The sequence below is a fragment of the Streptomyces sp. NPDC004542 genome, assembly GCF_040610035.1.
In the GTDB taxonomy this organism is placed as follows: Bacteria; Actinomycetota; Actinomycetes; order Streptomycetales; family Streptomycetaceae; genus Streptomyces.
Window position 1 is genome coordinate 150,658 of the sequence record NZ_JBEXLP010000006.1, and the last position, 24,765, is coordinate 175,422.

Genomic DNA, 24,765 nt, shown 5'->3' on the forward strand with positions numbered 1-24,765 from the left:
AGGAAAGTACAGGTACGGCCTGTGGACCCTGTGAACCGGACAGGACGCGAGGGCGAGCCTGACAAGCGAATGTTGCGGCGAGAGTTCCTCACGGTGAGGGCCAGGTTGACGCCCGATGACGTACGGGAGGCGGCCGGCGCGCTGGCCGGGCGCGCCCTGGAGCTGCCGGAGCTGGCGCGGGCGCGCACGGTGGCGGCGTACGTCTCCGTGGGGAGTGAGCCCGGCACCCTCGCGCTGCTCGACGCGCTGCGCGCGCGGGGCGTGCGCGTGCTGCTGCCCGTGCTCCTGCCGGACAACGACCTGGACTGGGGCGTGTACGCCGGCGAGGGCTCCCTCGCGCGCGTGCGACATGGCGGGAAAATGGCCCTGGCGGAGCCCTCCGGCCGGCGGCTCGGCCCGGACGCGGTGACGGCCGCCGACGCCGTCCTGCTGCCCGGCCTGGCGGTGGACACGCGCGGGATGCGGCTGGGGCGCGGCGGCGGGTCGTACGACCGGGTGCTGGCCCGGCTGGAGCGGGCGGGCGCGGATCCCGCGCTGGTGGTGCTGCTGTACGACGCGGAGGTGGTCGAGCGTGTCCCGGAGGAACCGCACGACCGGCCGGTGCACGCGGCGGTGACGCCGTCGGGCGTGCGCCGCTTCCGGCCGGCAGGGTGAGAAACGGGAGACCGTGAGAAAGGGCCCTCCACGCGTGCGTGGAGGGCCCTTTCGGCGGATGGTTCAGCGACGGCGACCGGTAACGGTACCGGTGCCGGCACCGGTGCTCACGGCTTGAGCACGAGGGTGTCGCTGGTGCTGCCGTCGACCGCCTTGTCGGAGAACGACCACGGCAGCAGTTCGCCCTTGGCCCACTTGCCGGTCTGGTCGGTGTAGTGGGCGCTGTAGGCGTGTCCGGAGGCGCCGCTGAGGTTGATCCACTTCGACTTGTCGAGGTCGTCGAGGTTGACCACCATCCGCATCGACGGCACCCAGACCACGCCGTAGCCGCCGGCCGCGTTCCAGCCGGTCGCGTTGACCGTCGCCTCGCCGCCGCTGAGCTTCCAGGGGCCGCGGTTGAGGACGTACTGGAGGACGCCGGGGCCGCTGGTGCCCAGGGTCTGGTTCTTCAGGAACAGGCGGTGCAGCCGGCCCCAGCTCCAGGTGTCGATGTCCTTGCCGAGCTTGGCGGTCAGCTCCCAGCGGGCGTCGATCATGGCGCGCTTGAACAGCTGGTCGCGGTTGTCGGCCTTGGGGCGGTCGCCCACGCCGGCCGGGGTCTTCCACCAGTCGCTGTCCGGCTTGTCCATCAGGGTGCGCACGACCTCGAACCAGCGGTCGCCGCCGTCCGGCTGCGCCTGGTCGGAGTCGCGCTCGCCGCACTCGCGCACCTTGGTGTCGTCGTCCACCGGGCCGGTCGAGTCGATCTTGTCGACCCACAGGCACTGGCCCTTGACCCGCAGCTCCTTGGGCAGTTTGTTGCCGAAGGCCAGCTTCAGGATGTTGCGCCACACCGAGTTGAAGTAGGCGGCCGCCGCCGAGTCGGCGTCCTGGGTGTAGTCCCAGCCCTCCAGCAGCTTCTGGGCGTCGCGGACACCCTTGTCATCGAAGTTGATCTTCAACAGCTTGGGCACGAGCAGCTTGGCGATCTCACTGCTGTTGTCCGTCTGCATCTGGCGCATGTCGTCGGTCGAGATCTTGCCGCCGCCCTTGATCTTCGACTCGATCAGGTCGGTGATCCGCTGGCTGCGGGTGCCGTAGCCCCAGTCCGTGGTGAGCGTGTAGGGGTACGTGTCCTTGTCGACCACGGCCTGGTTGGCGGTGACGATGTAGCCGCGCTTCGGGTTGAACTCGTAGGGCAGCTGGTCCTGCTTGATGTAGCCGGTCCACTTGTACTTCGAGTTCCATCCCGGCGCCGGGATGGAACCGTCGTCGCCCGCCGCGCGCGTGGGGATCTTGCCGGGCAGCGTGTAGCCGATGTTGTCCTTGGTGTCCGCGTAGACCAGGTTCTGCGAGGGCACGTCGAACAGCGCGGCCGCCGAACGGAAGTCGTTCCAGTTCGCCGCCCTGTCCATGGCGAACACGGCGTCCATGGAGGTGCCCGGCTGGAGGGCGGTCCACTTCAGGGCGATGCCGTAGCCGTCGCCGCGGTCGGGGGCGGCGGTGTCGACGGTGGCCTTCTTGCCGACCTGGACGAGTTCGTCGTCACGGTCGGAGAGCAGGGGCATCCCGTCGCCGGTCTGCCGGACGACGATCTTCTTGGACGCGCCGCCGGCGACCTTGATGGTCTCCTCCCGGCTCGTGAAGGGACGGACCTTGCCGTCGTACAGGTAGCCCTCGCCGCTGAGCTTCTCCAGGTAGAGGTCGGTGACGTCGACGCCGGAGTTGGTCATTCCCCACGCGATGTCGGCGTTGTGGCCGATTATCACGCCGGGCATGCCCGCGAAGGTGTAGCCGGTGACGTCGTACTGGCACTTGCTGGAGACCGTCCGGCAGTGCAGGCCCATCTGGTACCAGACGGAGGGCAGCGAGGCCGACAGGTGCGGGTCGTTGGCGAGCAGCGGCTTGTTGGTGATCGTGTACTTGCCCGAGACCACCCAGGAGTTGGAGCCGATGCCCTGGCCGTTCACGCCGACGGCCGCGGGGACGTCGTCGAGGACCTTGTAGAGGCCCTCCAGCTGGCTCGTGAGGGCCGAACCGGAGGCGGAGGTGCCGGAGGTGCCGGGGGTCCCGGTGGTGCCCGTGGTACCGCTCGTGCCGGCGGTGCCGGACGTGCCCGTGGTGCCTGTGGTGCCGGACGTGCCCGTGGTGCCGGACGTGCCGGTGGTGCCGGACGTGCCGGTGGTGCCGGTGGTGCCGGTGGTACCCGTCGTGCCGCTGCCCTGCTGGAACGTCCCGGTGAGCTCGTTGTACTGGCCCTCCTGGACGATCGCCTTGTTGCGGCTGTACGGGTAGTCCGGGTACAGGTCGGCGATCTGCTGGGGGCCGAGGCGGCTGGTCATCAGGGCGCGGTCGATCTCGTCCTGCATGTTGCCGCGCAGGTCCCAGGCCATCGCCTTCAGCCAGGAGACCGAGTCGACCGGGGTCCACTTCGCCGGCCTGTAGTCGTTGGTGAAGCCCAGGGCCGCGTACTCCAGGGAGATGTCCTTGCCGTCCTTGCCCTGGAGGTAGGCGTTGACCCCCTTGGCGTACGCCTGGAGGTACTTCTTCGTCGAGGCCGACAGCTTGGTGTCGTACTCCTTCTGGGCCACGCGGTCCCAGCCCAGGGTGCGCAGGAACTCGTCGTTCTTCACCTGGCTCTTGCCGAACATCTCCGACAGGCGCCCGGAGGTCATGTGCCGGCGCACGTCCATCTCGTAGAACCGGTCCTGCGCCTGCACGAAGCCCTGCGCCATGAAGAGGTCCTCGTCGGACGAGGCGTAAACCTGCGGGATGCCGTAACCGTCCCGCTTCACGTCGATGGGCCCGGACAGGCCGTCGAGCGTGATGGATCCCTTGGTCTGCGGGAAGGAGGCGCGCACGGTACTGATGGACCAGTAGGCCCCGTAGGCGATGCCTCCGATGATGGCCAGCACCAGTACGAGCACGATAAGACGGGCTTTGCGCCCCTTCTTCCTGCCGGACTTGCCGGGCTTGTCACCCGTTGAGGCGGTGGTATTGGGGGGCATCGCTGTCCTTGCTGTCCTAACGCGAGCGGCAGGCGGTACTGGAGTGCTGGAGCAACCATAGGCGCAGGGCCCGGTGCCCCTTGACGCGGTGTCGGGTCCGGCCACGGACGGACGTTCGATCCTGCCTTGTGGATCGTCAAGAAATCGTCAAGAGTTAGGTAAGGTAATGAAGTAACTACCGAAGTCGACCGGGAAACTGGCCGGGAACCCACCTTGCGGAACACCAGGAACCCGCCTTCCGGATCAAAGGGGAGGAACCGCCGCTGTCCGTCCACCACCTCGACCAGCTCCTGCTCCTCTGCTCCCTCGTCCTGCTCGTCGCCGTCGCGGCGGTCCGGATCTCCTCGCGCAGCGGGCTCCCCAGCCTGCTCGTGTACCTGGCGATCGGTGTCCTCATGGGCCAGGACGGCGTCGGGAACATCCGCTTCGACAACGCGGCGCTGACCCAGGTCATCGGCTACGCCGCCCTGGTCGTGATCCTGGCCGAGGGCGGTCTCGGCACCAAGTGGAAGGAGATCCGGCCGGTCCTGCCGGCCGCCTCCACCCTGGCGCTGGCCGGGGTCGCGGTGAGCGTCGGCGTCACGGCCGCGGGCGCGCACTACCTGGTCGGGCTGGAGTGGCGGCAGGCGCTCATCATCGGGGCGGTGGTGTCCTCCACCGACGCGGCGGCGGTCTTCTCCGTGCTGCGGCGGATCCCCCTGCCCGCGCGCGTGACGGGCACCCTGGAGGCGGAGTCCGGCTTCAACGACGCCCCGGTGGTCATCCTGGTCGTCGCCTTCTCCACGGCCGGCCCGGTCGAACACTGGTACGTACTCGTGGGCGAGATCGTCCTGGAGCTGGCCATCGGCGCGGCCGTCGGCCTCGCGGTGGGCTGGCTCGGCGCCTGGGGCCTCAGGCACGTGGCACTGCCCGCCTCCGGCCTCTACCCGATCGCCGTGATGGCCATCGCGGTCACGGCGTACGCCGCCGGCGCCCTGGCCCACGGCAGCGGCTTCCTCGCCGTCTACCTCGCCTCCATGATGCTGGGCAACGCGAAGCTCCCGCACTGGCCCGCCACGCGCGGCTTCGCCGAAGGACTCGGCTGGATCGCCCAGATCGGCATGTTCGTCCTGCTGGGCCTGCTCGTCACCCCGCACGAGCTGGGTGACGACGTCTGGCCCGCGCTTGTCATCGGCCTGGCGCTGACCATGGTGGCGCGCCCGCTGGGCGTGGTGCTCAGCCTGACGCCGTTCCGGGTGCCCTGGCCGGAGCAGGCCCTGATGTCCTGGGCCGGACTGCGCGGGGCGGTGCCCATCATCCTGGCGACGATCCCCATGGTGAACGGCGTCGACGCCAGCCGTCGCATCTTCAACATCGTCTTCGTGCTGGTGGTCGTCTACACCCTCGTCCAGGGGCCGACGCTGCCCTGGCTGGCCCGGGCGCTGCGGCTGGGCGACCGTGCGGAGGCCGCCGACCTCGGCATCGAGTCGGCACCCCTGGAGCGGCTGCGCGGCCACCTGCTGTCGGTGGCCGTCCCCGAGGACTCCCGCATGCACGGCGTCGAGGTGAACGAGCTGCGCCTGCCGGCCGGGGCCGCCGTGACCCTCGTCGTCCGCGAGGGGAAGTCGTTCGTTCCGCTGCCGACCACGGTGCTGCGGCACGGCGACGAACTCCTCGTGGTCGCCACCGACCAGGTCCGGGACGCCGCGGAACGCCGTCTGCGCGCGGTCGCGAGGGGCGGCAAGCTGGCCGGGTGGCTGGGCACGAGCGGCGACGGGGCGCCGTGACGCGATCCGCGCGCGGCGACGCGATGCGTGGAGGCGCGTCGACGGGGGCGCGTCGGCGGGGGTGCGTCGGCGGGGGTGCGTTAAGGGCATGTTTCATACGGTTCACACCCCTGCGGATCCCAGGTGAAGCGTCCCCTTGGTGCTCATTTTCACAGGCCCACAGGACCTTGATCCCTGTACGATGAAGGCATAGGCAACCTTGATCGAACCAACTCTGCCTGACGCAGAGCTGGCGCGACCGTATGGCGGCCGGGACGCCCCGCGGTGGGCGGCGCCGGCATCTACCGCAGTTCCGCGCAAGAGGACAGCTCTCGGCGCCCCCGCACCGGACGAGGGGTGGCGCTACCAGGCGGCAGAAAGGCACGGGCCGTGGAGTCCACGGTCACCACCGAGCCGTCGGAGAACCCGGCGCACGCGAACCCGGCGCACGCGTCCCGCCCCGGATACGGGCAACTGCTGCGCACCCGCGGCGCCTGGACGTTCCTGCTCCCCGGCTTCGCGGCGCGCCAGCCGTTCGCGATGCTCACCCTCTCCATCGTGCTGCTGGTGCGGCACACCACCGGCTCCTACGGCGCGGCAGGCGCCGCCGCGGCCGCCACCGGCGTCTCCATGGCGCTGTTCGCGCCCTACAGCGGCCGCCTCGCCGACCGCTACGGGCAGCGCGCGGTACTGGTCCCCGGCGTCTTCGTGCACGCCCTGTCGGGCCTGGCCCTCACGGCGCTCGCGCTGGCCCACGCGCCGCTGTGGGCCCTGTTCGCGGCGGCCGTGCCGACCGGTGCCTCGGTGCCGCAGATCGGCCCGATGGTGCGCGCCCGCTGGGGCGTGACGCTGCGGAACTCGCCCCTGATGGCCACCGCGGCGGCCTTCGAGTCCGTCACGGACGAGCTGACCTTCGTCGTCGGCCCACTGCTGGCGACCGCCCTGTGCACCGCCCTGGACCCGGCGGCGGGTCTGGTCACCGAGGCGGCGCTGACGCTGGTCGGCGGTCTGCTGTTCGCCGCGCGGAGGAGCGCCCAGCCGCCCGTGGCCGCCGACACCGGGCACGCACGCGTACGGCGCGCCTCCGCGCTGCGCGTCCCCGGTGTGCGCGTGCTGGTGGTGACCTTCCTCGGCATCGGATCGGTGTTCGGCGGCATGCAGGTCGGGCTGGCCGCCTTCACCGGGTCGATCGGCGAGCCCGGCCTGAACGGCGTCCTGTACGGCGTCTTCGCCGCGGGCAACATGCTCTCCGGCGTCGTCTGCGGCGCGATCGCCTGGAAGGCCGCCCCGCGGCGGCGCCTGGTCCTCGGGTACGCGGCTCTCGCGCTGACCGCGTCCGCCCTCTGGACGGCCCACTCCGTGCTCCTCCTCGCCGGGCTCGGCCTGCTGGTCGGCATGTGCATCGCGCCCTCCCTGATCACCGGCTACACCCTGGTGGAGGAGCTGGTCCCGGCGGGCGCCCGCACCGAGGCCTTCACCTGGCTGACCGGCGCGGTCGCGCTGGGCCAGGCGGCCGCCGTCACCGTCGCCGGACAGCTGGAGGACCGCCTCTGGGACGGCGCCGGTTTCCTGGTCCCGGCGGCCGGTACCGTGCTGGCCCTGGCGACCCTGGTGGCCCTGCGGTCGCTGCTCGCCGGCCGGCCCCGGACCCGTACGGTCGCACGTGGCGTCGGTCACCGCTTGCCTGTGACGGTGGACTGATCCCCCGGAATACGTCAGTATGGTTCGTCGTTAGCACTCATCGAGTGAGAGTGCCAGGAGGAAGACAGTGCCCACCTACCAGTACCAGTGCACCGAGTGCGGCGAGGGCCTCGAGGCGGTGCAGAAGTTCACCGACGATGCGCTGACCGAGTGCCCCAACTGCGGTGGCCGCCTGAAGAAGGTTTTCTCGGCGGTCGGCATTGTCTTCAAGGGCTCCGGCTTCTACCGCAACGACAGCCGCGGCTCCTCTTCGAGCAGCAGCCCGGCCTCGAAGCCGTCGGGCTCGTCGGGCTCGTCCTCGTCGAGCACCTCGGACTCGTCGTCGACGGCGTCCTCGTCGTCCGGGTCGAGCTCCTCGTCGTCGAGCTCCACCAGCAGCTCCGCCGCCTGACCTTTTCCTTACGGGACCCTGCCGTCGTAGGACGGCGGGGTCCTCGGCGTCTCCCGCGGCGGCTAGTGTGCTGCTCATGGCGAACGCAGAGATCGGCGTAATCGGCGGCTCCGGCTTCTACTCGTTCCTCGAGGACGTGACCGAGATACAGGTGGACACCCCGTACGGGGCGCCCAGCGACTCCCTCTTCCTCGGCGAGATCGCCGGCCGGCGGGTCGCCTTTCTGCCCCGCCACGGCCGCGGGCACCACCTGCCGCCGCACCGCATCAACTACCGGGCCAACCTCTGGGCGCTGCGGTCCGTCGGCGTCCGCCAGGTCCTCGGGCCCTGCGCGGTGGGGGGCCTGCGCCCCGAGTACGGGCCCGGCACGCTGCTGGTCCCGGACCAGCTGGTGGACCGCACCAAGTCCCGGGCCAACTCCTACTTCGACGGCCTGCCGCTGCCGGACGGCACCGTCCCCAACGTCGTGCACGTGTCACTGGCCGACCCCTACTGCCCCACCGGCCGGGCCGCCGCCCTGAAGGCGTCCCGCGGACGGGACTGGGAGCCCGTGGACGGCGGCACCCTGGTCGTGGTCGAGGGCCCCCGCTTCTCCACCCGTGCCGAATCGTTGTGGCACCAGGCGCAGGGCTGGTCGGTGGTCGGCATGACCGGTCATCCGGAGGCCGCGCTCGCCCGTGAACTCGAGCTCTGCTACACCTCCCTGACCCTGGTCACCGACCTCGACGCGGGCGCGGAGACCGGCGAGGGCGTCTCGCACGAGGAGGTGCTGCGGGTGTTCTCGGCCAACGTGGCACGGCTGCGCGACGTGCTCTTCGACGCGGTCGCGGCCCTGCCGGAAACCGCGAAACGGGACTGCCTGTGCGTGAACGCCCTGGGCGGAATGGATCCGGGGTTCGTACTGCCGTAGCGGGACGGCGCGCGGTGCGGTGCGGTGGGGGCAGCGGTGCCGTGGCGCCCGGCGCCGGGGCGCGCAGGGCCGTGGTCGCGGCGGGGCCACGGCGCGCAGGACGGCAGGCCACTGATCCCGCGGCAGCGGAAGCACAGCGCCACGACTTACGGCGCCGTGGGCTCCGGCACCGTGGCGCGCGAGGTCGCATGCACGGGCAGGGCCACGGCACGCGGTGCTGCGGCGCACAGGGCCGCACTCGCGGCAGCGCCTCGCCGCGCAAGGCGGCGGGCCGCCAATCCCGCGGCAGCGGAAGGAAGCACAGGACCACGGCGCGCGGTGCCGTGACGCCGGGGCCGTAGCCCGCAAAGCCGCAATTCACGGCAACTCAACGCAACTCACGGCAACTCATGACAAATCACGGCAAGGTCACGGCACGCAGGCCGGGCAAGACGCTGATCCCGCGGCAGCGGAAGCGCACGTTCGGGTGGGCGGGTTTTCCACAACCCTTCGGTCGTCCACCGGCTCCGGCGGGCATCGGCGCGAGGCGTCATCGTGGGAGCGCAAGCCGATCCCTCGTCTCCTTCCCGCAGGTGGTGGTCCTCGTGCAGATGTCTCCCCCGCCCTCCTCCCCACCGACCCCTCCGACGCCGTTCGCCGCCCCGCGCCCGCCGGGCACCGACGCCCCCGCCACCTGCGAGGTGCCGCACTTCGCGCCGGTGCGGGTGCACGGCGGGCGGTATCAGCTGCAACGCCTGGTACGGCACCGCAGGCGGGCCCTGGCGGTCGGTCTCGCCGTGACCGCGGCGGCGCTCGTGGCGGCAGGACCGCGCGCCGCGCCGGATCCGGACCGCGGAGGGCGGGCACGCGGGCATCCGCCGACGGGGCCGGTACGACGGCAGCCCGCGGCCGAGCTGGTGACGGCGCCGGTCCGGATCGCCGACGCGGCCACCGTGCGGCTGCTGCGGCCCGGCGACCGCGTCGACGTCATCGCCGCCGAGGACCCGGCCACGGGCGGCGACGCCCGGGTGGTGGCGCGCGGGGCCCGCGTGACGAAGGTGCCGGGCGTCGAGGACGGCGCGGCCGGTAGCGGGGCGCTGGTGGTGCTGGCGGTGCCGCGCCCCACCGCGGCGCGGCTGGTCGGCGCGAGCGCGACGGCACGGCTGGCGGTGACGCTGTGCTGAGATCCTTGCCCGGGCCACCGCGCTGGACAGGGGCACCTCGTCGTGCCGTAGGTTGCGGAGCGTTTTGTTCCACACCCTGTGCAAGCGAAGAGAGGCTCCCAGGTGAGCGAGAAGAACGGACCCAGCGTCTGGCAGGGCTTCAAGGCCTTCCTGATGCGCGGCAACGTCGTCGATCTGGCGGTCGCGGTGGTCATCGGCGCCGCCTTCACGAACATCGTCAACTCGGTGGTGAAGGGGATCATCAACCCGCTGGTCGGCGCGGTCGGTACGCAGAACCTGGACACCTACAGCTCATGCCTGAGCGCGTCCTGCAAGGGCACGCACGGCATACAGCTGATGTGGGGATCCGTGCTGGGCGCCACGCTCAGCTTCGTGATCACCGGTGCGGTGGTGTACTTCCTGATGGTTCTGCCGATGTCCAGGTACCTGGCCCGGATGGAATCCCGCAGGAAGGCGCGGGAGGGCACGAAGGAGATCGTGGAGGTGACCGAACTCGAGGTGCTCAAGGATATCCGCGACCTGCTGGTGGCCCAGCGCGCCTCGGGCCCCGGAGAGCGATAGCGGGGGGCCGGGCGCCGCGGGGGCCGGGCCGGGCTCAGAGGTGGTGGGGCGGCTTCTCGTCGAGGAAGCGCTTGAGGTCGCCGGCACTGTCCGCCTCGGTCCGCTCGCCCCATCCGCGGTCGGTGTCGTCCGAGGACTGCTGGTCCATCGGGTCGTCGAAGACCAGCGCGGGCTTCGGCTCGCGGGGCTCGGGCGTGGGGGCGCTGCTCATACCCACAAGGGTACGGGCCGCACCGGGCGCCCCGGTCTGGGCCAGACTGCCCGCATGACAGTTGACGCACTGACGGACGTCATGGGCCTGCGGGTGGGACACGCCACCCGGATCGGCGACGGCCGGCTCACCGGTACGACGGTCGTGCTCGCGCCGGAGGGCGGGGCGGTCGCCGCGGTCGACGTACGCGGGGGCGGCCCCGGCACCAAGGAGACCGACGCTCTCGACCCCCGCAACCTGGTACGGAAGGTCGACGCGGTCGTGCTGACCGGCGGCAGTGCCTACGGGCTCGACGCGGCGTCGGGTGTGATGGCCTGGCTGGAGGAGCAGCGGCGCGGGGTGCGCGTCGGCGCGGATCCGGCGCACGTCGTGCCGGTGGTGCCCGCCGCGTGTGTCTTCGACCTGGGCCGGGGCGGCGACTTCCGGGCCCGGCCGGACGCGGCCACCGGCCGGGCGGCCGTCGAGGCGGCCGCGGCCGGCGCTCCCGGGGCGCCGGTGCCCCAGGGATGCGTGGGCGCCGGCACGGGTGCCGTCGTGGGCGGGCTGAAGGGCGGCGTCGGGTCCGCGAGCACGGTGCTGGACTCGGGGGTCACGGTGGCCGCGCTGGTGGTGGTCAACGCCGTCGGCTCGGCGGTGGATCCGGAAACGGGTGTGCTGTACGGCGAGTTGTTCGAGGGCCGCGTGGTGTACCCGGAGGCACATGTCCACGAGGCCGCGCGCCGGCGCCTCGCCGAGTCCGCGGGACGCGGCGCACCGCCGCCGCTCAACACCACGCTCGCGGTGGTCGCCACCGACGCCGGCCTGTCGAAGGCGCAGGCGCAGAAGCTGGCCGGCACCGCCCACGACGGCATCGCCCGCGCCGTCCGGCCGGTCCATCTGCTCAACGACGGTGACACGGTGTTCGCCCTGGCCACGGGTGCCCGCCCGCTCTCCGGTCAGGAGGACGACCCGCTGGCGCTGAACGCCGTCCTCGCGGCCGGCGCGGACCTGGTGACCCGCGCGATCGTCCGCGCCGTTCGGGCCGCCGGCCCGGTGGACGGGCCGGGCGGGGCGTGGCCGTCGTACGAGGAGCTGTACGGGGCCCGCGGCGGCAGGCCGTAGATCCGCGGATCGCTGCGATTGTCCCGGTTCTGTCACGTGGTGGCCCGCACCGCGAACGGAGGGAACCTCATCCGGCCCCGGTTCCCTCTTCGTTCACGCACTGGAGCGGATCACGCACATCACACGAACCTGGAGCAGCCCGTGACAACGCCGGACATTGCAGCGCGGCGCGCACTGGTGGCCTGTGCCGCCCTGATGGTCGGCGCCCTCACCCTCACCGCGTGCGGCGGCGACGCCAGCGCCAGCGACGACGACGGAAAGGGCGGCGGCACCTCCACGAAGACGTCCACGGCGAAGATCGCCATCTCGGCGAAGGACGGCTCGACCGGCGCGTCCATCAACGCCACCGGCGTGAAGGTCGGCGACGGCAGGCTGACCGACGTGCAGATGACCGTGGCGGGGTCCGGGCAGGCCGTGCCGGGCGCGATATCCGCCGACGGCCGGAGCTGGAAGCCCAAGGCCCAGCTGGAGCGCGGGACGAAGTACCGGATATCGGCGACCGCGAAGGACTCTGACGGGCGCACGGCCGCGGCCAACTCCATCTTCACCACGGTCACGACGTCGAACAGCTTCATCGGGACCTACACCCCGGACGACGGCACCACGGTGGGCGTCGGGATGCCGGTGTCCTTCACCTTCGACAAGGCCATCACCGCCAAGAAGGCCGTCCAGTCGCACATCACCGTCACCTCCAGCAGCGGACAGCAGGTGGCCGGGCACTGGTTCGGGGCGCAGCGGCTCGACTTCCGGCCCCAGGAGTACTGGAAGGCCGGCTCCAAGGTCACGATGAAGATCGACCTGGACGGCGTCCAGGGCGCTAACGGCGTCTACGGCGTGCAGAAGAAGACGGTGACCTTCACCGTCGGGCGTTCGCAGGTATCGACCGTCGACGTCGACACGCAGACCATGACCGTGGTCCGTGACGGCAGGACCCTGAAGTCGGTGCCGATCTCGGCGGGCAGCCCGGACCACACCACCTACAACGGCCAGATGGTGATCTCCGAGAAGTTCGTGCAGACCCGTATGAACGGCTCGACGGTCGGCTTCGGCGGCGAGTACGACATCCCGGACGTGCCGCACGCCATGCGCCTGACCCAGTCCGGCACCTTCGTGCACGGCAACTACTGGTACAACAGGGGCAACCCGCCGTTCGGGCGCGAGGGCACCAGCCACGGCTGCGTGGGGCTCGCGGACGTGCAGGGCGCCCAGGGCGACACCACCGCCAAGTGGTTCTACGACAACTCCCTCATCGGCGACCTCGTGATCGTCAGGAACTCTCCGGACAAGACGGTCGCCCCGGACAACGGGCTCAACGGCTGGAACATGTCCTGGAGCGAGTGGACCGCGGAAACCGGCGCCTGAGCGGCGACTTCTGACGATGGATCGGGCCGCGCGGGAACATTCCGCGCGGCCCAGGCGTTTTTCCGGCACACGTTTTCTCGGTTCCCGGACATGATGTCCGACCGAGGGGCTACGGTATGCACCCACAAGGTGACATGCAGCAACGCCGGGAGAAACCTTGAGCGTTCCGTACGAGACGGCAGCGTACGAACCAGCCGAGTCGCCCGAGTCTCCGGAGGAGCAGCTCGAGCGGCTCCTCGGCCGTGCCCTGAACTCCTTCGAACTGCCCGATGAGTGCCTGCGGCGGCTGGAGTGCCCGCTGGCGCACGACGGTTCGCTGCACTCCGCCCACCACAGCGCGGGGCTGCACCGTGAGACGTACCGGCACACCTGGCTGCTCGCCGACGGCTCGGCGGTCACGCTGTGGGAGCTGGTGCACAACACCGCACCCGGCAGCGAGCCGCAGCACGAGGTGTACGTGGACGAGGAGGAGCTGCGCACCGCCACGGCCAGGCTGCCGCTGCCGGCGGACGCCCCGGACTTCGAGCTGCCGGTGCTGACGCAGCTGTCACCGCTCCCCGAGCCCCGGCACGTGTACGCCCCGGACGACTCGGCGGACCACGCGCGCCGGCTGCTGCGCCGCGCGGAGAACCCGGACCGGCCGGACGCCGAGACGGCGGCGCTGCTGGCGACGGCGTTAGCGCACCAGATCACGCAGGCCTTCGGCCGCCCGGGCCGGGCCGGCCGGGGCGCGTTGACCTTCTCGCTCTACGAGCACGCCTTCCTGCTGCACGGCGGCAGGGAACTCTCCCTCTGGGAGGTCGAGCACACGGCGACGCCCGACGGGCGCCATATGTGCGAGGTGTACGCGTCGGAGGACGCGGCCCGCGACGCCATGGAGCGCCGGGCGGCCCAGCAGGCCTGAACCGCCGCGCTCTCGCGGCGCTTCCGCTAGGGCCGGTCCAGCCGCCGTACCAGGCCGGCGAAGGCGTCTTCCTCCGCCGGGGTCAGCTCCACGGTCTCCCGCTCGGGGGCCGTCTGCCGCTGGCCCGGCAGGGCAGGGAGGGCAGGAAGGTCCGGGACAGCGTTCGCGGACCTCCGGTGGGCGCGCCGTGCGGCCGCCCGGAAGCGGCGGCGGCGCAGGATGCGCCCCAGCAGGGTCACCCAGGCGGCGGTCACCAGGGCGAGGAGGATCACCACCACCGGCTGGAGGATCGACGCGTGCGCAGGCATGCACCCCAGTACACACCACGGTCCGGGACTTTGGTCCCGGACCGTGACGTATCTCGCAGGTGCCGTGAACTGCTCACAGCGCGCTAATGGGACAGGGGGTGCCGGCCGTCAGGCCGCGACCGGCTGCTGCCGCTCCGCGGTCGCCGGGGCCCCCGTCGCCGGCCCGTTGCCCGCGGCGGCCTCCGGGGCCTGCTTGCGCATGCCCTTGAGGACGACCACCAGCGCCGTGGAGACGCAGACGCCGGCCGCGATGGCGATCAGGTAGAGGAGCGCGTTGCCGATCAGCGGGACCACGAAGATGCCGCCGTGCGGGGCGCGCAGCGTGGCACCGAAGGTCATCGACAGGGCCCCGGTGAGCGCGCCGCCGACCATCGAGGCCGGGATGACCCGCAGCGGGTCGGCCGCGGCGAACGGGATCGCGCCCTCGGAGATGAAGGAGGCGCCCAGCACCCAGGCGGCCTTGCCGTTCTCGCGCTCGGTCTGCGTGAAGAGCCTGCCGCGCACGGTCGTGGCCAGGGCCATCGCCAGCGGCGGCACCATACCGGCCGCCATGACCGCCGCCATGATCTTCATCGCGGAGTCACTGGGGTTGGCGACCGCGATCCCGGCCGTGGCGAAGGTGTAGGCGACCTTGTTGACCGGGCCGCCGAGGTCGAAGCACATCATCAGACCGAGCAGGGCGCCGAGCAGCAGTGCGTTGGTGCCGGAGAGGCCGTTCAGCCAGTCCGTCATGGCCTTCTGCGCGGAGGCGATGGGCTTGCCGACGACCACGAACATCAGGAACCCGACGACCGCCGAGGAGATCAGCGGGATCACCACCACCGGCATGATGCCGCGCAGCACCGCCGGGATGTTGATCCTCTGGATCGCCATCACCACGCCACCGGCGATCAGACCGGCCACCAGGCCGCCGAGGAAGCCCGCGTTGATCGTGGAGGCGATCATGCCGCCCACGAAGCCGGGGACCAGACCGGGCCGGTCCGCCATGCCGTACGCGATGTAGCCCGCCAGGACCGGGACGAGGAAGCCGAACGCCACCGCGCCGATCTGGAACATCAGGGCCGCCCAGCTGTGGGCCTGGGTCCACACGAAGTGGTCCATGACCGAGGGCGCAGACTTGATCTCGTAGCCGCCGATCGCGAAGCCCAGGGCGATCAGCAGACCGCCCGCCGCGACGAACGGGACCATGTAACTGACTCCGGACATCAGCCACTTGCGCAGCTTGGTGCCGTACCCCTCGGTGGAGTCACCGGCCCGCTCGACCGGCGTGCCGGGCGCCGCGGCCGCCGTGACCTCGCCGCGTTCCGCCTTGCCGCGGACCTCGGAGATCAGCTCGCCGGGCCGGTTGATGCCCGCCTTCACGCCGACGTCGACGGTCGGCTTCCCGGCGAAGCGCTCCTTGTCGCGCACCGGCACGTCGTGGGCGAAGATCACGCCGTCCGCCGCCGCGATCACCGCCGGGTCGAGCCGGGTGAACCCGGCCGAGCCCTGCGTCTCGACGACGACCTCGACGCCCGCGTCCCGTCCCGCGGTCTCCAGCGACTCGGCCGCCATGTAGGTGTGGGCGATGCCGGTCGGGCAGGAGGTGACGGCGACGATGCGGAACGGCCGCTCCGCCCCGGCGGGGGCCGTGCTGCCCGCTGCGGCGTCGGCGGAGGCCGCCGCCGACGCCGCAGCGGAGTCTTCGGAACCGGTCGCTCCGACGGTCTCGGCGGTCCCGGCGGCCCCGGAGGCCCCGGCGGTCTCAGCCGCCTCGGGCGCCTCGGCCGCCTCGGGCGCCTCGGCCGCCACCTTGTCGCCCCGGATCAGCGCGGCCGCCGCGGCGGCGTCGCCCACCGAGCGCAGCGCGGAGGTGAACTCGGCGTTCATCAGCTGCCGGGCCAGCGAGGACAGGATCGTCAGGTGGGCGTCGTCGGCACCGGCCGGCGCGGCGATCAGGAAGATCAGGTCGGCCGGGCCGTCGGCGGCGCCGAAGTCGATCCCGGCCGCGCTGCGCCCGAAGGCGAGGGTGGGTTCGGTGACGTGCTCGCTGCGGCAGTGCGGGATGCCGATGCCGCCGTCGAGGCCGGTCGGCATCTGCGCCTCGCGGGCGGCCACATCGGCGAGGAAGCCCTCCAGGTCGGTCACCCGGCCCAGGGCCACCATGCGTTCGGCGAGAACGCGCGCCGCCGCTTCCTTGGTATCGACGGACAGGTCGAGGTCGACCAGGTCCGCGGTGATCATCTCGCTCATCGCGGGCTCCTTAGCGCGCGTATCGCCCGGGAAGTGGGGTGGGCGGGGTGGGGACGGGGGTGGTGTGGGGGGAGGCGGCGGGTGCGGAGGCGGGGGCGGGGAAGCCCCGCCTCCGCGGGTCGGCGGAGCGGCTCAGGGTGCCCTGCCGGCCGGTGGTCGCGGCGAGTAAGGGGGCACCTCGCCGCTTCCTGGGGAACCGTTTCAGCGCGGTCGGCGCCGCGGGCGTACGCACGTTCATGACACCGGCTCCGTCAGTTCGCGGTCCACCGGGACCTCCCTCGTGACCGTCACCGCGGCCGGGTCCAGGTCGGCCGGGGTGGGCATCACACTGCCGGGCAGCCGCACGGCCGCCGCGCCGTGCGCGACGGCGGAGGCGAGTGCCTCGGGGCCGCGGCCGCCGGCGATCAGGAAACCGGCGAGCGAGGAGTCGCCGGCGCCCACGTTGCTGCGTACCGCGTCTACCCGCGCGGTGCCGAACCAGGCGCCCGTCGCGTCCACCAGCAGCTGACCGTCGGCGCCCAGGCTCGCGAGCACCGCCCGCGCACCCGTCTCGCGCAGTTCCTCGGCCGCCTTCACCGCGTCGCCCACGGTCGCCAGGGGACGCCCGACGGCCTCCGCCAGCTCCTCCGCGTTCGGCTTCACCACGTCCGGCCCCTCCCGCAGGGCCGCCAGCAGGGCGGGCCCGGAGGTGTCCAGGGCGATGCGCTTGCCGGCGGAGTGCGCCCGCGCGACCAGATCGGCGTACCAGGCGGGTTCGAGCCCGCGCGGCAGGCTGCCGCAGCACGCGATCCAGTCGGCGTCGCCCGACTGCGCGCGGACCGTCTCCAGCAGCAGTTCCCGCTCCTGCGCGGACAGCTCCGGGCCGGGCGCGTTGATCTTCGTGAGGACCCCGTCCAGCTCGGCGAGCGCGATGTTGGAGCGGGTGGCCCCGGTGATCGGGACCGGCGCGACCTCGATGCCCTGCACGTCCAGCAGGTCCGCGACGAGCGCGCCCGGCGCACCCCCGAGGGGCAGCACGGCGACCGTGCGCTGCCCGGCGGCCGCGACGGCACGCGAGACGTTGACACCCTTGCCGCCGGGGTCCATGCGCTCGGTCTCGGCGCGGATGACTTCGCCGCGCTTCAGGGCGTGGACCTCGTACGTACGGTCGAGGGACGGGTTGGGAGTGACGGTGAGGATCATGCGCGTACTACTTCCGTGCCGCCGCGCTCGATGGCGACGGCGTCGTCGGGGTTCAGCCCGCTGTCGGTGATCAGCAGGTCCACGTCGTCCAGGCCGCCGAAGCGGGCGAAGTGCTCCTGGCCGTGCTTGGCGGAGTCCGCGAGCAGCACCACCCGGCGGGCGGCGCCGACGGCCGCCCGCTTCACCGCGGCCTCGGCGAGGTCGGGGGTGGTCAGACCGTGCTCGGCGGAGAAGCCGTTGGCGGCGAGGAACAGCACGTCGGCGCGGATCTCGCCGTACGCGCGCAGGGCCCAGGCGTCCACGGCGGCGCGCGTACGGTGCCGTACGCGCCCCCCGACCAGGTGGAGCTGGATGCCCGGGTGGTCGGCGAGGCGGGCCGCGATCGGCAGGGAGTGCGTGACGACCGTGAGCCGTGCCTCCAGGGGGATCGCCCCGGCCAGGCGGGCGACCGTCGTGCCGGCGTCGAGGATCAGCGTGCCCTCGGCCGGCAGTTCGGCGAGGGCCGCCTTGGCGATGCGGTCCTTCTCGTCGGCGGCCGTGCCCTCGCGTTCGGTGAGGTCCGGCTCGAAGTCGAGGCGGCCGGCCGGGATGGCGCCGCCGTGCACCCGGCGGAGCAGGCCCGCGCGGTCGAGGGCCTTGAGGTCACGGCGGATCGTCTCCGCCGTCACCTGGAACTCCTCGGCGAGCGAGAGCACGTCCACTCGGCCGCCGTCCCGGGCGAGCCGGAGGATCTCCTGCTGTCGCTCCGGTGCGTACATGTCCGTTCGCCTCCGACTCATGCCCGAACGTGTGGTTTCACCGGGAGGCTACGCCCGGATTTCCGGAAAGTAAACAGGTTCGGACCACATTCGGGCATGAACGGACTTCAGGTGCGAAGGAAGGGCACGGGTACGAGGAAGGGCCCGGCGTCCGCGGACGCCGGGCCCTTCCCGGGAAGGACATGGGCAGGCTCAGGAAGGCTGCCGGGAGTTCAGGAGACGAGTTCCCGCTCCCTGCCCTGCACCGGGAGCGGGAAATCCCCGCCCTCGACGTGCTGCGCCGGCCGCTTGGGCAGGGCGAACATCAGCAGGAAGATCGCACCCATCACACCGGCCACCCAGCCCAGCGCGTGCTGGAAGGCGGCCACGAACGCCGGGCCCACCTGCGCCGGGGTCAGGTGGTCGCCGATCGAGCCGAAGAAGACCACCGACACCAGCCCCAGCCCCAGCGCGTTGCCCATCTGCTGCACGGTGTTGATCAGCCCCGACGCCGACCCCGCGTGCTCACGCGGCACCTCGGAGAGCACCGCGTCCGTCAGCGGCGCGACGATCAGCCCCATGCCGGCGCCCATGACCACCAACGGGAGGGCCATCTGCCAGGAGGCGATGCCCTGGCCATACCGGTGGGCCTCCCCGATGTAGAGCAGGACGCCCAGAGCCATCACCAGCGCGCCGGCCTGGAGCACCTTGCGGCCGAAGCGGGGCACCAGCTTCTGCACGGACATCCCGGCCGCCACGGAGACCGCGATCGAGAAGGGCACCCCGGTCAGCCCGGCCCGCAGCGGGCTCCAGCCCAGCCCGACCTGCATGTACAGCGTCCACACCAGGAAGAACACGCCGAGCCCGACCCCGAAGACGGTCTGCACCGCGATGCCCGCCGCGAAGCTCTTCACCCGGAACAGCGACAGTTCGACCAGCGGGGAGCCGTCCCGCGCGCTCTTGCGCCGCTCGTACGCCACCAGCGCCGCGAAGACGCCGACCGCGCCGGCCATCGACACGTACCCCCACAGCGGCCAGCCCAGCTCAAGGCCCCGGGTGAGCGGGTACAGCAGCATCAGCAGGCCCAGCGTCACCAGCGCGACGCCGACCAGGTCCAGCTTCAGCGCCCTGGGGGCCTTCGACTCGGTGATGAAGCGGCGGCCGAGGAGGAAGGCGACGACACCGACCGGCAGGTTGATCAGGAAGATGGGCCGCCACTCGAGGCCGAACAGGTTCCACTCCGTCAGCAGTGCGCCCAGCAGCGGGCCGGAGACCGCGCCCAGGCCGACGATCGCGCCGAACAGCCCGAAGACCTTGCCCCGCTCGTGCGCCGGGAAGGTGGCGTGCACGATCGACAGCACCTGCGGCACCATCATCGCCGCCATCGCGCCCTGAAGGATGCGGGAGGCGACCAGCATCTCCGGGTTCGCGGCGAAGCCGCACAGCGCCGACGCCAGCGTGAAGCCGCCGATGCCGACGAGGAACAGCCGCTTGCGGCCGTGGATGTCGCCGAGCCGCCCTCCGGTGATCAGACCCGCGGCGAAGGCGAGGGCGTACCCGGCGGTGATCCACTGGATCTGGCTGAAGGACGCGCCGGCGTCCCGCTGTATGGAAGGGATGGCGATGTTGACGATCGTGACGTCGACCAGGTCCATGAAGGCGGCGGTCATCACGATCGCCAGGGCGAACCAGCGACGGCGGTCGGCCACCGCCTGCCCGGCGGTGCTGAGGGTCTCGGTGGAGGTCATGCGTCGAAGCTAGAGGCCGAATAGGACAGATCATGTCCTAGTTCTCCGGCATTCTGGACCGTATGACGACGGACACCCCGGGCCGGCTGCTCCAGCTCCTCTCCCTCCTCCAGACGCCCCGCGAGTGGCCCGGCGGCGAACTGGCCGAGCGGCTCGGGGTGTCCCGCCGCACCGTGCGGCGGGACGTCGACCGGCTGCGGGAGCTGGGCTACCCGGTGCAGGCGACCATGGGCGCGGACGGCGGGTACCGGCTGGTCGCGGGCAAGGCGATGCCGCCCCTGGTGCTCGACGACGAGGAGGCGGTGGCCATCGCGGTGGGGCTGCGGGCCGGCGCCGGGCACGCGGTCGCGGGCGTGGACGAGGCCTCCGTACGGGCGCTGGCGAAACTGGAGCAGGTGCTGCCGGGCCGGCTGCGCCACCGCGTCTCCACCCTTCAGGCCGCGACGACCCCACTGACCAGCGGGGACGGGGCGAGCATCGCGCCCGAGACACTGACCGTGATGGCGTCGACGGTGGCCGGGCGGGAGCGGCTGCGGTTCGCGTACCGGGCCGGGGACGGGAGCGACTCACGGCGGCTGACCGAGCCCTACCGGCTGGTGTCGACCGGGCGGCGGTGGTACCTCGTGGCCTACGACCTCGACCGCGACGACTGGCGTACGTTCCGGGTCGACCGGGTGAGCGAGCCGTTCGCGACCGGGGCGCGGTTCGCGCCGCGGGAGCTGCCGACGGGGAGTGCCGCGGAGTACCTGCGCCAGTCGATCCAGCGGAGGCAGGACTCGTACGCCTACGAGGTCGAGTTCACCGGGTCCGTGGACTTCGTCGCGTCCCGGGTGCCGGCGTGGGCGGGACGGCCTGAGCCGCTGGAAGCCGGGGGCTGCGTGCTGCGGGGCACGTCCGGGGGTCCCATGGAGTGGCTGGCGGTGCGGCTGGCGATGGTGGGGTGCGATTTCGTGGTGCGGGAGCCCGGGGAACTCGTGCGGTGCGTGCGGGAGCTGGGCGGGCGGCTGAGCCGGGCGGGGGGCGGCTGAGGGGGCGGCTGAGGGGGCGGTCGAGGAGGTGGTCGAGGGAGTGCGCCTGCCCACGCACGCCGAAGGGATGCGCACCCACCCCGGCTGCCGCGGCGGCCTTGCACCGGCATCGGCATCGGCATCGGCCCAGCACCGGCATCGGCACGGCCACCGGCACCGCACCTTCTACTACGAAGCCGCCTCCCAGGCGAACCCGCGCAACGCCGCGAGATTCCCCAGCGCCAGCGCGGCCGGGCCCTCCGGGCCGGACGGAGGGTTCGAGGTGCGGGCCCACGACTCGACCGCCACCCTCACCGCCGCCCCGGCCACCGCCGCGGTGAACGGGAGGCCGGGGGCGGCCGGGTCGGCAACGCTGTCCGCGCCGGTTCTCCGCGCCGCCAGGATCTCCGCCAGCGCCTGTTCCGAAGCGTGGCAGACCTCCGCCCACACCCTCCGCAGCGCCGGATTCGTGCCGGCCAGGCGGACCAGGGTGCGCACCCACTCCCAGGACGCGGCCGACACGGCCCCGCCGGGGGTGAGGGTCAGACGGACGGCGTGTTCCAGGGCCTCGGGCACGGACAGGGCCGCGGGGGCCTCGCGGACCGCCTCCGTCCAGCGCCGGGCGCCCGCCGCGTAGAGGGGGGCGACCGCTTCCTCCTTGCTGGCGAAGTAGCGGTAGAAGGTGCGCGGAGCGCATCCGGCGGCCTGGGCGATGTCCTCCGCGCGGGTGGCCTTCAGCCCCCGGCTGGCGAACAGACCGGCGGCCGCCCGCGCGATCTCCATCCGCGTCTCGGCCTTGCGTCGATCCGTCAGCGATCCGGAGGCCGGGGAAGGACCGGAAAGCCCGGAGGAGGAGGAACCGGAGGAACCGGAGGAACCGGAGGAACCGGAGGAAGCAGCAGGATCGGAGGTGCCCGAAGGGGCGGAAGAACCAGCAGGATCAGTGGAGCTCACGGCGGCAGGTTATGCCCATGTGGCAGAATCTGCCATCCAGCGGGCCACCCCGGGGTTCAGGTACGGGGTGGCCCGCCGCTCAGGCGTGTACGCACGGAGGAGCCGGGCTCCGGCACCCGGGGGGACGGGCGCCGAAACCCGGCTCGGGAAGGTCCCGGCGCCGGGGGGGATGTGCGTCGGGACATGGTTCAGGGGAAGGCCCCGGACTCGCGGGGCCCGGAGGTGTTGTTCCCGGCGGCCGGAGATTTGAAGCGGCGGCACGGCGCCGTTCACGCGCTGTGCCGCCACCTGGCGTACGCGGTCCCGGGCGGCCGGCACCCCACCGGCCGGCGCTACGGGTTACGCCGCCGCGTCGAAGCCGGTGCTGCGGGCGAGCTTCTTCAGCTCCAGCAGCGCGTGCTTCTCGATCTGGCGGATGCGTTCGCGGGTCAGGCCGTGCTCCTTGCCGACCTCGGTCAGCGTGCGCTCCCGGCCGTCCTCGATGCCGTACCGCATCTTGATGATGGAGGCCGTGCGCTGGTCGAGCCGGCCGATCAGGTCGTCCAGCTCCTCGCTGCGCAGCAGGGTCAGCACCGACTGCTCGGGCGACACCGCGGAGGTGTCCTCGAGCAGGTCGCCGAACTGGGTCTCGCCCTCGTCGTCCACCGACATGTTCAGCGACACCGGGTCACGGGCCCAGTCGAGCACGTCGATGACGCGCTCCGGCGTGGAACCGAGCTCGGCCGCGACCTCCGCGGGCTCCGGCTCGCGCCCGTTCTCCCGGTTGAACTCGCGCTGCACACGGCGGATGCGGCCCAGCTCCTCCACGAGGTGGACGGGCAGCCGGATGGTGCGGGACTGGTCGGCGATCGAGCGGGTGATCGCCTGCCGGATCCACCAGGTGGCGTACGTCGAGAACTTGAAGCCCTTGCGGTAGTCGAACTTCTCGACCGCGCGCACCAGGCCGGCGTTGCCCTCCTGGATCAGGTCGAGCAGGGGCAGACCGCTGCGGGGGTAGCGACGGGCGACGGCGACGACCAGACGCAGGTTGGAGCGGATGAACACGTCCTTGGCGCGCTCCCCCTCGGCGACCAGGGCCTCGAGCTCCTCGCGACTGGCGTCCGTCTTGGACTCCTCGTACCCGTCGAGGATCTGCTGTGCGAACACGCCCGCCTCAATGGTCTGGGACAGGTCGACTTCCTTGGCGGCGTCGAGCAGAGGGGTCCGCGCGATCTCGTCGAGGTACATGCCGACCAGGTCGCGATCGGCGATCTCGCCGCCATGGGCGCGAACACTGCTTGCCGCGTCGGCCGTCTCGCCGGAGGCGGACTGACGACGGGCGACGGCACGGGTTGCCATGCGTGCTCCCTTGCGATGTGGGTCAGCGGGTGGTCCAGGACACTTGACACTCCGCGAGATGAACGGTTGGGACTCTGCTCGAGTGCCCGGCATCCGATGGAAACAACGACTGGAATCAGGACAGAATTCCCAACCCACCCCCCTTTTTTTCTGATCATGCAGTACCCTGTCCGACCACACAGGGAGGCGGGATGCTGGCAGAGCGTGCAGAGGTGCAGGTCAGACCGGGAGCCGAGGGGGATCTCGAAGCCCTCACGGCCATCTACAACCACTACGTACGTGAGACGCCCATCACATTCGACACCACGGTCTTCACACCCGAGGAGCGACGCCCCTGGCTGCTCTCCCACCCCGAAGACGGCCCGCACCGCCTGATGGTTGCCGTGGACACCGAGTCACAGGAGATTCTGGGCTACGCCACATCCAGCGCGTTCCGCGCCAAGCCCGCCTACGGCACCTCCGTGGAGGCGACGGTCTACGTCGCCCCGCACGCCGGCCGCCGGGGCATCGGCACCCTGCTCTACAAGGCGCTCTTCGAGGCGCTGTCCGGCGAGGACCTGCACCGCGCCTACGCCGGCATCACGCAGCCCAACGAGGCCTCCACCCGGCTGCACGAGCGCTTCGGCTTCCGGTACGTCGGCACCTACCGGGAGGTGGGCCGCAAGTTCGACCGGTACTGGGACGTCGTCTGGTACGAGAAGGAGCTGTGAGCCCGCGGCCGGCCCGGCGGCCGCGCCCCACTCAGCCGAACTGAACCGACCGCTTCGCCATTCCCATCCAGAACCCGTCGATCACCGACTTCTGCGCGGCCGGCTCACCGTCGGCCCCGGCCGCGCCCATGGTGACGAAGAGCGGGGCGAAGTGCTCGGTGCGCGGGTGGGCGTAGCGGCCCGCGGGGGCCTTGTCGAGGAAGTCCAGCAGGGCGTCCCAGTCGCGGGCCTCCAGCGCGCGCCGGCCCCAGTCGTCGAACTCGGCGGACCAGCTGGGCACGCCGTTGCCCGCGTACCGCAGCGCGGCCAGGTTGTGGGTGAAGAAGCCGGAGCCGACGATCAGCACGCCCTCGTCGCGCAGCGGCGCGAGCCGGCGGCCGATCTCCATCAGCCGCACCGGGTCGAGGGTGGGCATGGAGACCTGGAGGACCGGGATGTCGGCGGCGGGGAACATCTCCACCAGCGGGACGTACGCACCGTGGTCGAGGCCGCGGTCCGGGATGTCCTGCACGGGCATACCGGGGGCGCGCAGGAGCTTGCGTACGGACTCGGCGAGCTCCGGTGCGCCGGGTGCCTCGTACCGCACCTGGTAGTAGTGCTCGGGGAAGCCCCAGAAGTCGTAGACGAGCGGGACGGTCGTGGTCGCGCCGAGGGCGAGCGGGGCCTCCTCCCAGTGCGCGGAGACCATGAGGATCGCCTTGGGGCGGGGCAGGTCGGCGGACCAGGCGGCCAGCTGACCGGGCCAGACGGGGTCGTCGGCGAGGGGCGGGGCACCGTGGCTCAGATAGAGGGCGGGCATGCGCTCCTGGGTGGCGGCGGACATGGCGGCGGCTCCCTGGTTGCTCGTTGCTTTAACTCT

The 24,765-nt window shown here is 72.0% G+C and carries 22 protein-coding genes; 12 read left to right on the forward strand and 10 right to left on the reverse strand.

Going from position 1 to position 24,765, the window contains the following annotated elements; translation table 11 throughout:
- Nucleotides 1–69 precede the first annotated feature (69 nt).
- Nucleotides 70–654: a 5-formyltetrahydrofolate cyclo-ligase gene (locus ABZX30_RS06125; protein ID WP_355929431.1), complete on the forward strand. Its 585-nt coding sequence runs from the start codon at nucleotides 70–72 to the stop codon at nucleotides 652–654.
- A gap of 107 nt (nucleotides 655–761) precedes the next feature.
- Here ABZX30_RS06125 and ABZX30_RS06130 read toward each other — a convergent pair whose 3' ends face one another.
- The gene (locus ABZX30_RS06130) at nucleotides 762–3,641 is read right to left on the reverse strand and encodes a penicillin acylase family protein (RefSeq protein ID WP_355929433.1); all 2,880 of its coding nucleotides are present in this window, start codon (nucleotides 3,639–3,641) and stop codon (nucleotides 762–764) included.
- A 263-nt stretch (nucleotides 3,642–3,904) separates the two neighbouring features.
- Between ABZX30_RS06130 and ABZX30_RS06135 the strand changes: the two genes are divergently transcribed.
- The 6 genes from ABZX30_RS06135 (at nucleotide 3,905) to mscL (ending at nucleotide 10,112) form a co-directional block, all read left to right on the forward strand.
- Nucleotides 3,905–5,407, forward strand: coding sequence for a potassium/proton antiporter (locus ABZX30_RS06135; protein WP_355929516.1), 1,503 nt, complete (start codon nucleotides 3,905–3,907; stop codon nucleotides 5,405–5,407).
- 369 nt (nucleotides 5,408–5,776) lie between these two features.
- The gene (locus ABZX30_RS06140) at nucleotides 5,777–7,087 is read left to right on the forward strand and encodes an MFS transporter (protein ID WP_355929435.1); all 1,311 of its coding nucleotides are present in this window, start codon (nucleotides 5,777–5,779) and stop codon (nucleotides 7,085–7,087) included.
- 67 nt (nucleotides 7,088–7,154) lie between these two features.
- On the forward strand, nucleotides 7,155–7,478 hold the full coding sequence (locus tag ABZX30_RS06145; RefSeq protein WP_355929437.1) for an FmdB family zinc ribbon protein: 324 nt from the start codon (nucleotides 7,155–7,157) through the stop codon (nucleotides 7,476–7,478).
- Nucleotides 7,479–7,554: 76 nt separating this feature from the next.
- A complete protein-coding gene (locus ABZX30_RS06150; protein WP_355929440.1) occupies nucleotides 7,555–8,388 on the forward strand; it encodes an S-methyl-5'-thioadenosine phosphorylase in 834 nt (277 codons plus the stop codon).
- Between the two features lie 590 nt (nucleotides 8,389–8,978).
- Nucleotides 8,979–9,551 (forward strand): hypothetical protein, encoded by a 573-nt coding sequence (locus tag ABZX30_RS06155; RefSeq protein WP_355929518.1) that lies wholly within the window; start codon nucleotides 8,979–8,981, stop codon nucleotides 9,549–9,551.
- 102 nt (nucleotides 9,552–9,653) lie between these two features.
- On the forward strand, nucleotides 9,654–10,112 hold the full coding sequence (mscL, locus tag ABZX30_RS06160; protein ID WP_355929443.1) for a large conductance mechanosensitive channel protein MscL: 459 nt from the start codon (nucleotides 9,654–9,656) through the stop codon (nucleotides 10,110–10,112).
- Nucleotides 10,113–10,146: 34 nt separating this feature from the next.
- Here mscL and ABZX30_RS06165 read toward each other — a convergent pair whose 3' ends face one another.
- Nucleotides 10,147–10,323 (reverse strand): hypothetical protein, encoded by a 177-nt coding sequence (locus tag ABZX30_RS06165; protein WP_355929446.1) that lies wholly within the window; start codon nucleotides 10,321–10,323, stop codon nucleotides 10,147–10,149.
- Nucleotides 10,324–10,377: 54 nt separating this feature from the next.
- Between ABZX30_RS06165 and ABZX30_RS06170 the strand changes: the two genes are divergently transcribed.
- From ABZX30_RS06170 to ABZX30_RS06180, 3 genes are all read left to right on the forward strand, one after another.
- Nucleotides 10,378–11,424, forward strand: a complete 1,047-nt coding sequence (locus ABZX30_RS06170) for a P1 family peptidase (protein ID WP_355929449.1) — start codon at nucleotides 10,378–10,380, stop codon at nucleotides 11,422–11,424.
- Nucleotides 11,425–11,565: 141 nt separating this feature from the next.
- Entirely contained in the window at nucleotides 11,566–12,786 is a 1,221-nt protein-coding gene (locus ABZX30_RS06175) for an Ig-like domain-containing protein (RefSeq protein ID WP_355929452.1), read from the forward strand.
- A gap of 157 nt (nucleotides 12,787–12,943) precedes the next feature.
- A complete protein-coding gene (locus tag ABZX30_RS06180) occupies nucleotides 12,944–13,690 on the forward strand; it encodes a DUF6227 family protein (RefSeq protein WP_355929454.1) in 747 nt (248 codons plus the stop codon).
- 26 nt (nucleotides 13,691–13,716) lie between these two features.
- On the opposite strand, the gene ABZX30_RS06185 is transcribed toward ABZX30_RS06180, so the two are convergent.
- The 5 genes from ABZX30_RS06185 to ABZX30_RS06205 all read right to left on the reverse strand — a co-directional run bounded on the left by ABZX30_RS06185 (nucleotide 13,717) and on the right by ABZX30_RS06205 (nucleotide 19,897).
- On the reverse strand, nucleotides 13,717–13,998 hold the full coding sequence (locus tag ABZX30_RS06185; protein ID WP_355929457.1) for a hypothetical protein: 282 nt from the start codon (nucleotides 13,996–13,998) through the stop codon (nucleotides 13,717–13,719).
- A 108-nt stretch (nucleotides 13,999–14,106) separates the two neighbouring features.
- Entirely contained in the window at nucleotides 14,107–16,230 is a 2,124-nt protein-coding gene (locus tag ABZX30_RS06190) for a fructose-specific PTS transporter subunit EIIC (RefSeq protein WP_355929458.1), read from the reverse strand.
- Nucleotides 16,231–16,464: 234 nt separating this feature from the next.
- Nucleotides 16,465–17,412, reverse strand: a complete 948-nt coding sequence (gene pfkB, locus ABZX30_RS06195; RefSeq protein ID WP_355929461.1) for a 1-phosphofructokinase — start codon at nucleotides 17,410–17,412, stop codon at nucleotides 16,465–16,467.
- Complete coding sequence (locus ABZX30_RS06200) at nucleotides 17,409–18,170, reverse strand: DeoR/GlpR family DNA-binding transcription regulator (RefSeq protein ID WP_355929464.1); 762 nt, start codon at nucleotides 18,168–18,170, stop codon at nucleotides 17,409–17,411. Before ABZX30_RS06200 ends, pfkB begins: the two co-directional genes overlap by 4 nt.
- Before the next feature lie 212 nt (nucleotides 18,171–18,382).
- Nucleotides 18,383–19,897, reverse strand: coding sequence for an MFS transporter (locus ABZX30_RS06205; protein ID WP_355929466.1), 1,515 nt, complete (start codon nucleotides 19,895–19,897; stop codon nucleotides 18,383–18,385).
- 62 nt (nucleotides 19,898–19,959) lie between these two features.
- On the opposite strand from ABZX30_RS06205, the gene ABZX30_RS06210 reads away from it, so the two are divergent.
- Nucleotides 19,960–20,925: a WYL domain-containing protein gene (locus ABZX30_RS06210; RefSeq protein WP_355929468.1), complete on the forward strand. Its 966-nt coding sequence runs from the start codon at nucleotides 19,960–19,962 to the stop codon at nucleotides 20,923–20,925.
- 168 nt (nucleotides 20,926–21,093) lie between these two features.
- Here ABZX30_RS06210 and ABZX30_RS06215 read toward each other — a convergent pair whose 3' ends face one another.
- Complete coding sequence (locus ABZX30_RS06215) at nucleotides 21,094–21,687, reverse strand: TetR family transcriptional regulator (protein ID WP_355929519.1); 594 nt, start codon at nucleotides 21,685–21,687, stop codon at nucleotides 21,094–21,096.
- 510 nt (nucleotides 21,688–22,197) lie between these two features.
- The gene (locus ABZX30_RS06220; protein ID WP_355929471.1) at nucleotides 22,198–23,196 is read right to left on the reverse strand and encodes a sigma-70 family RNA polymerase sigma factor; all 999 of its coding nucleotides are present in this window, start codon (nucleotides 23,194–23,196) and stop codon (nucleotides 22,198–22,200) included.
- Nucleotides 23,197–23,387: 191 nt separating this feature from the next.
- On the opposite strand from ABZX30_RS06220, the gene ABZX30_RS06225 reads away from it, so the two are divergent.
- Nucleotides 23,388–23,906: an N-acetyltransferase family protein gene (locus tag ABZX30_RS06225; protein ID WP_355929473.1), complete on the forward strand. Its 519-nt coding sequence runs from the start codon at nucleotides 23,388–23,390 to the stop codon at nucleotides 23,904–23,906.
- A 31-nt stretch (nucleotides 23,907–23,937) separates the two neighbouring features.
- Here ABZX30_RS06225 and ABZX30_RS06230 read toward each other — a convergent pair whose 3' ends face one another.
- The gene (locus ABZX30_RS06230) at nucleotides 23,938–24,729 is read right to left on the reverse strand and encodes a class III extradiol ring-cleavage dioxygenase (RefSeq protein ID WP_355929475.1); all 792 of its coding nucleotides are present in this window, start codon (nucleotides 24,727–24,729) and stop codon (nucleotides 23,938–23,940) included.
- Nucleotides 24,730–24,765 lie beyond the last annotated feature (36 nt).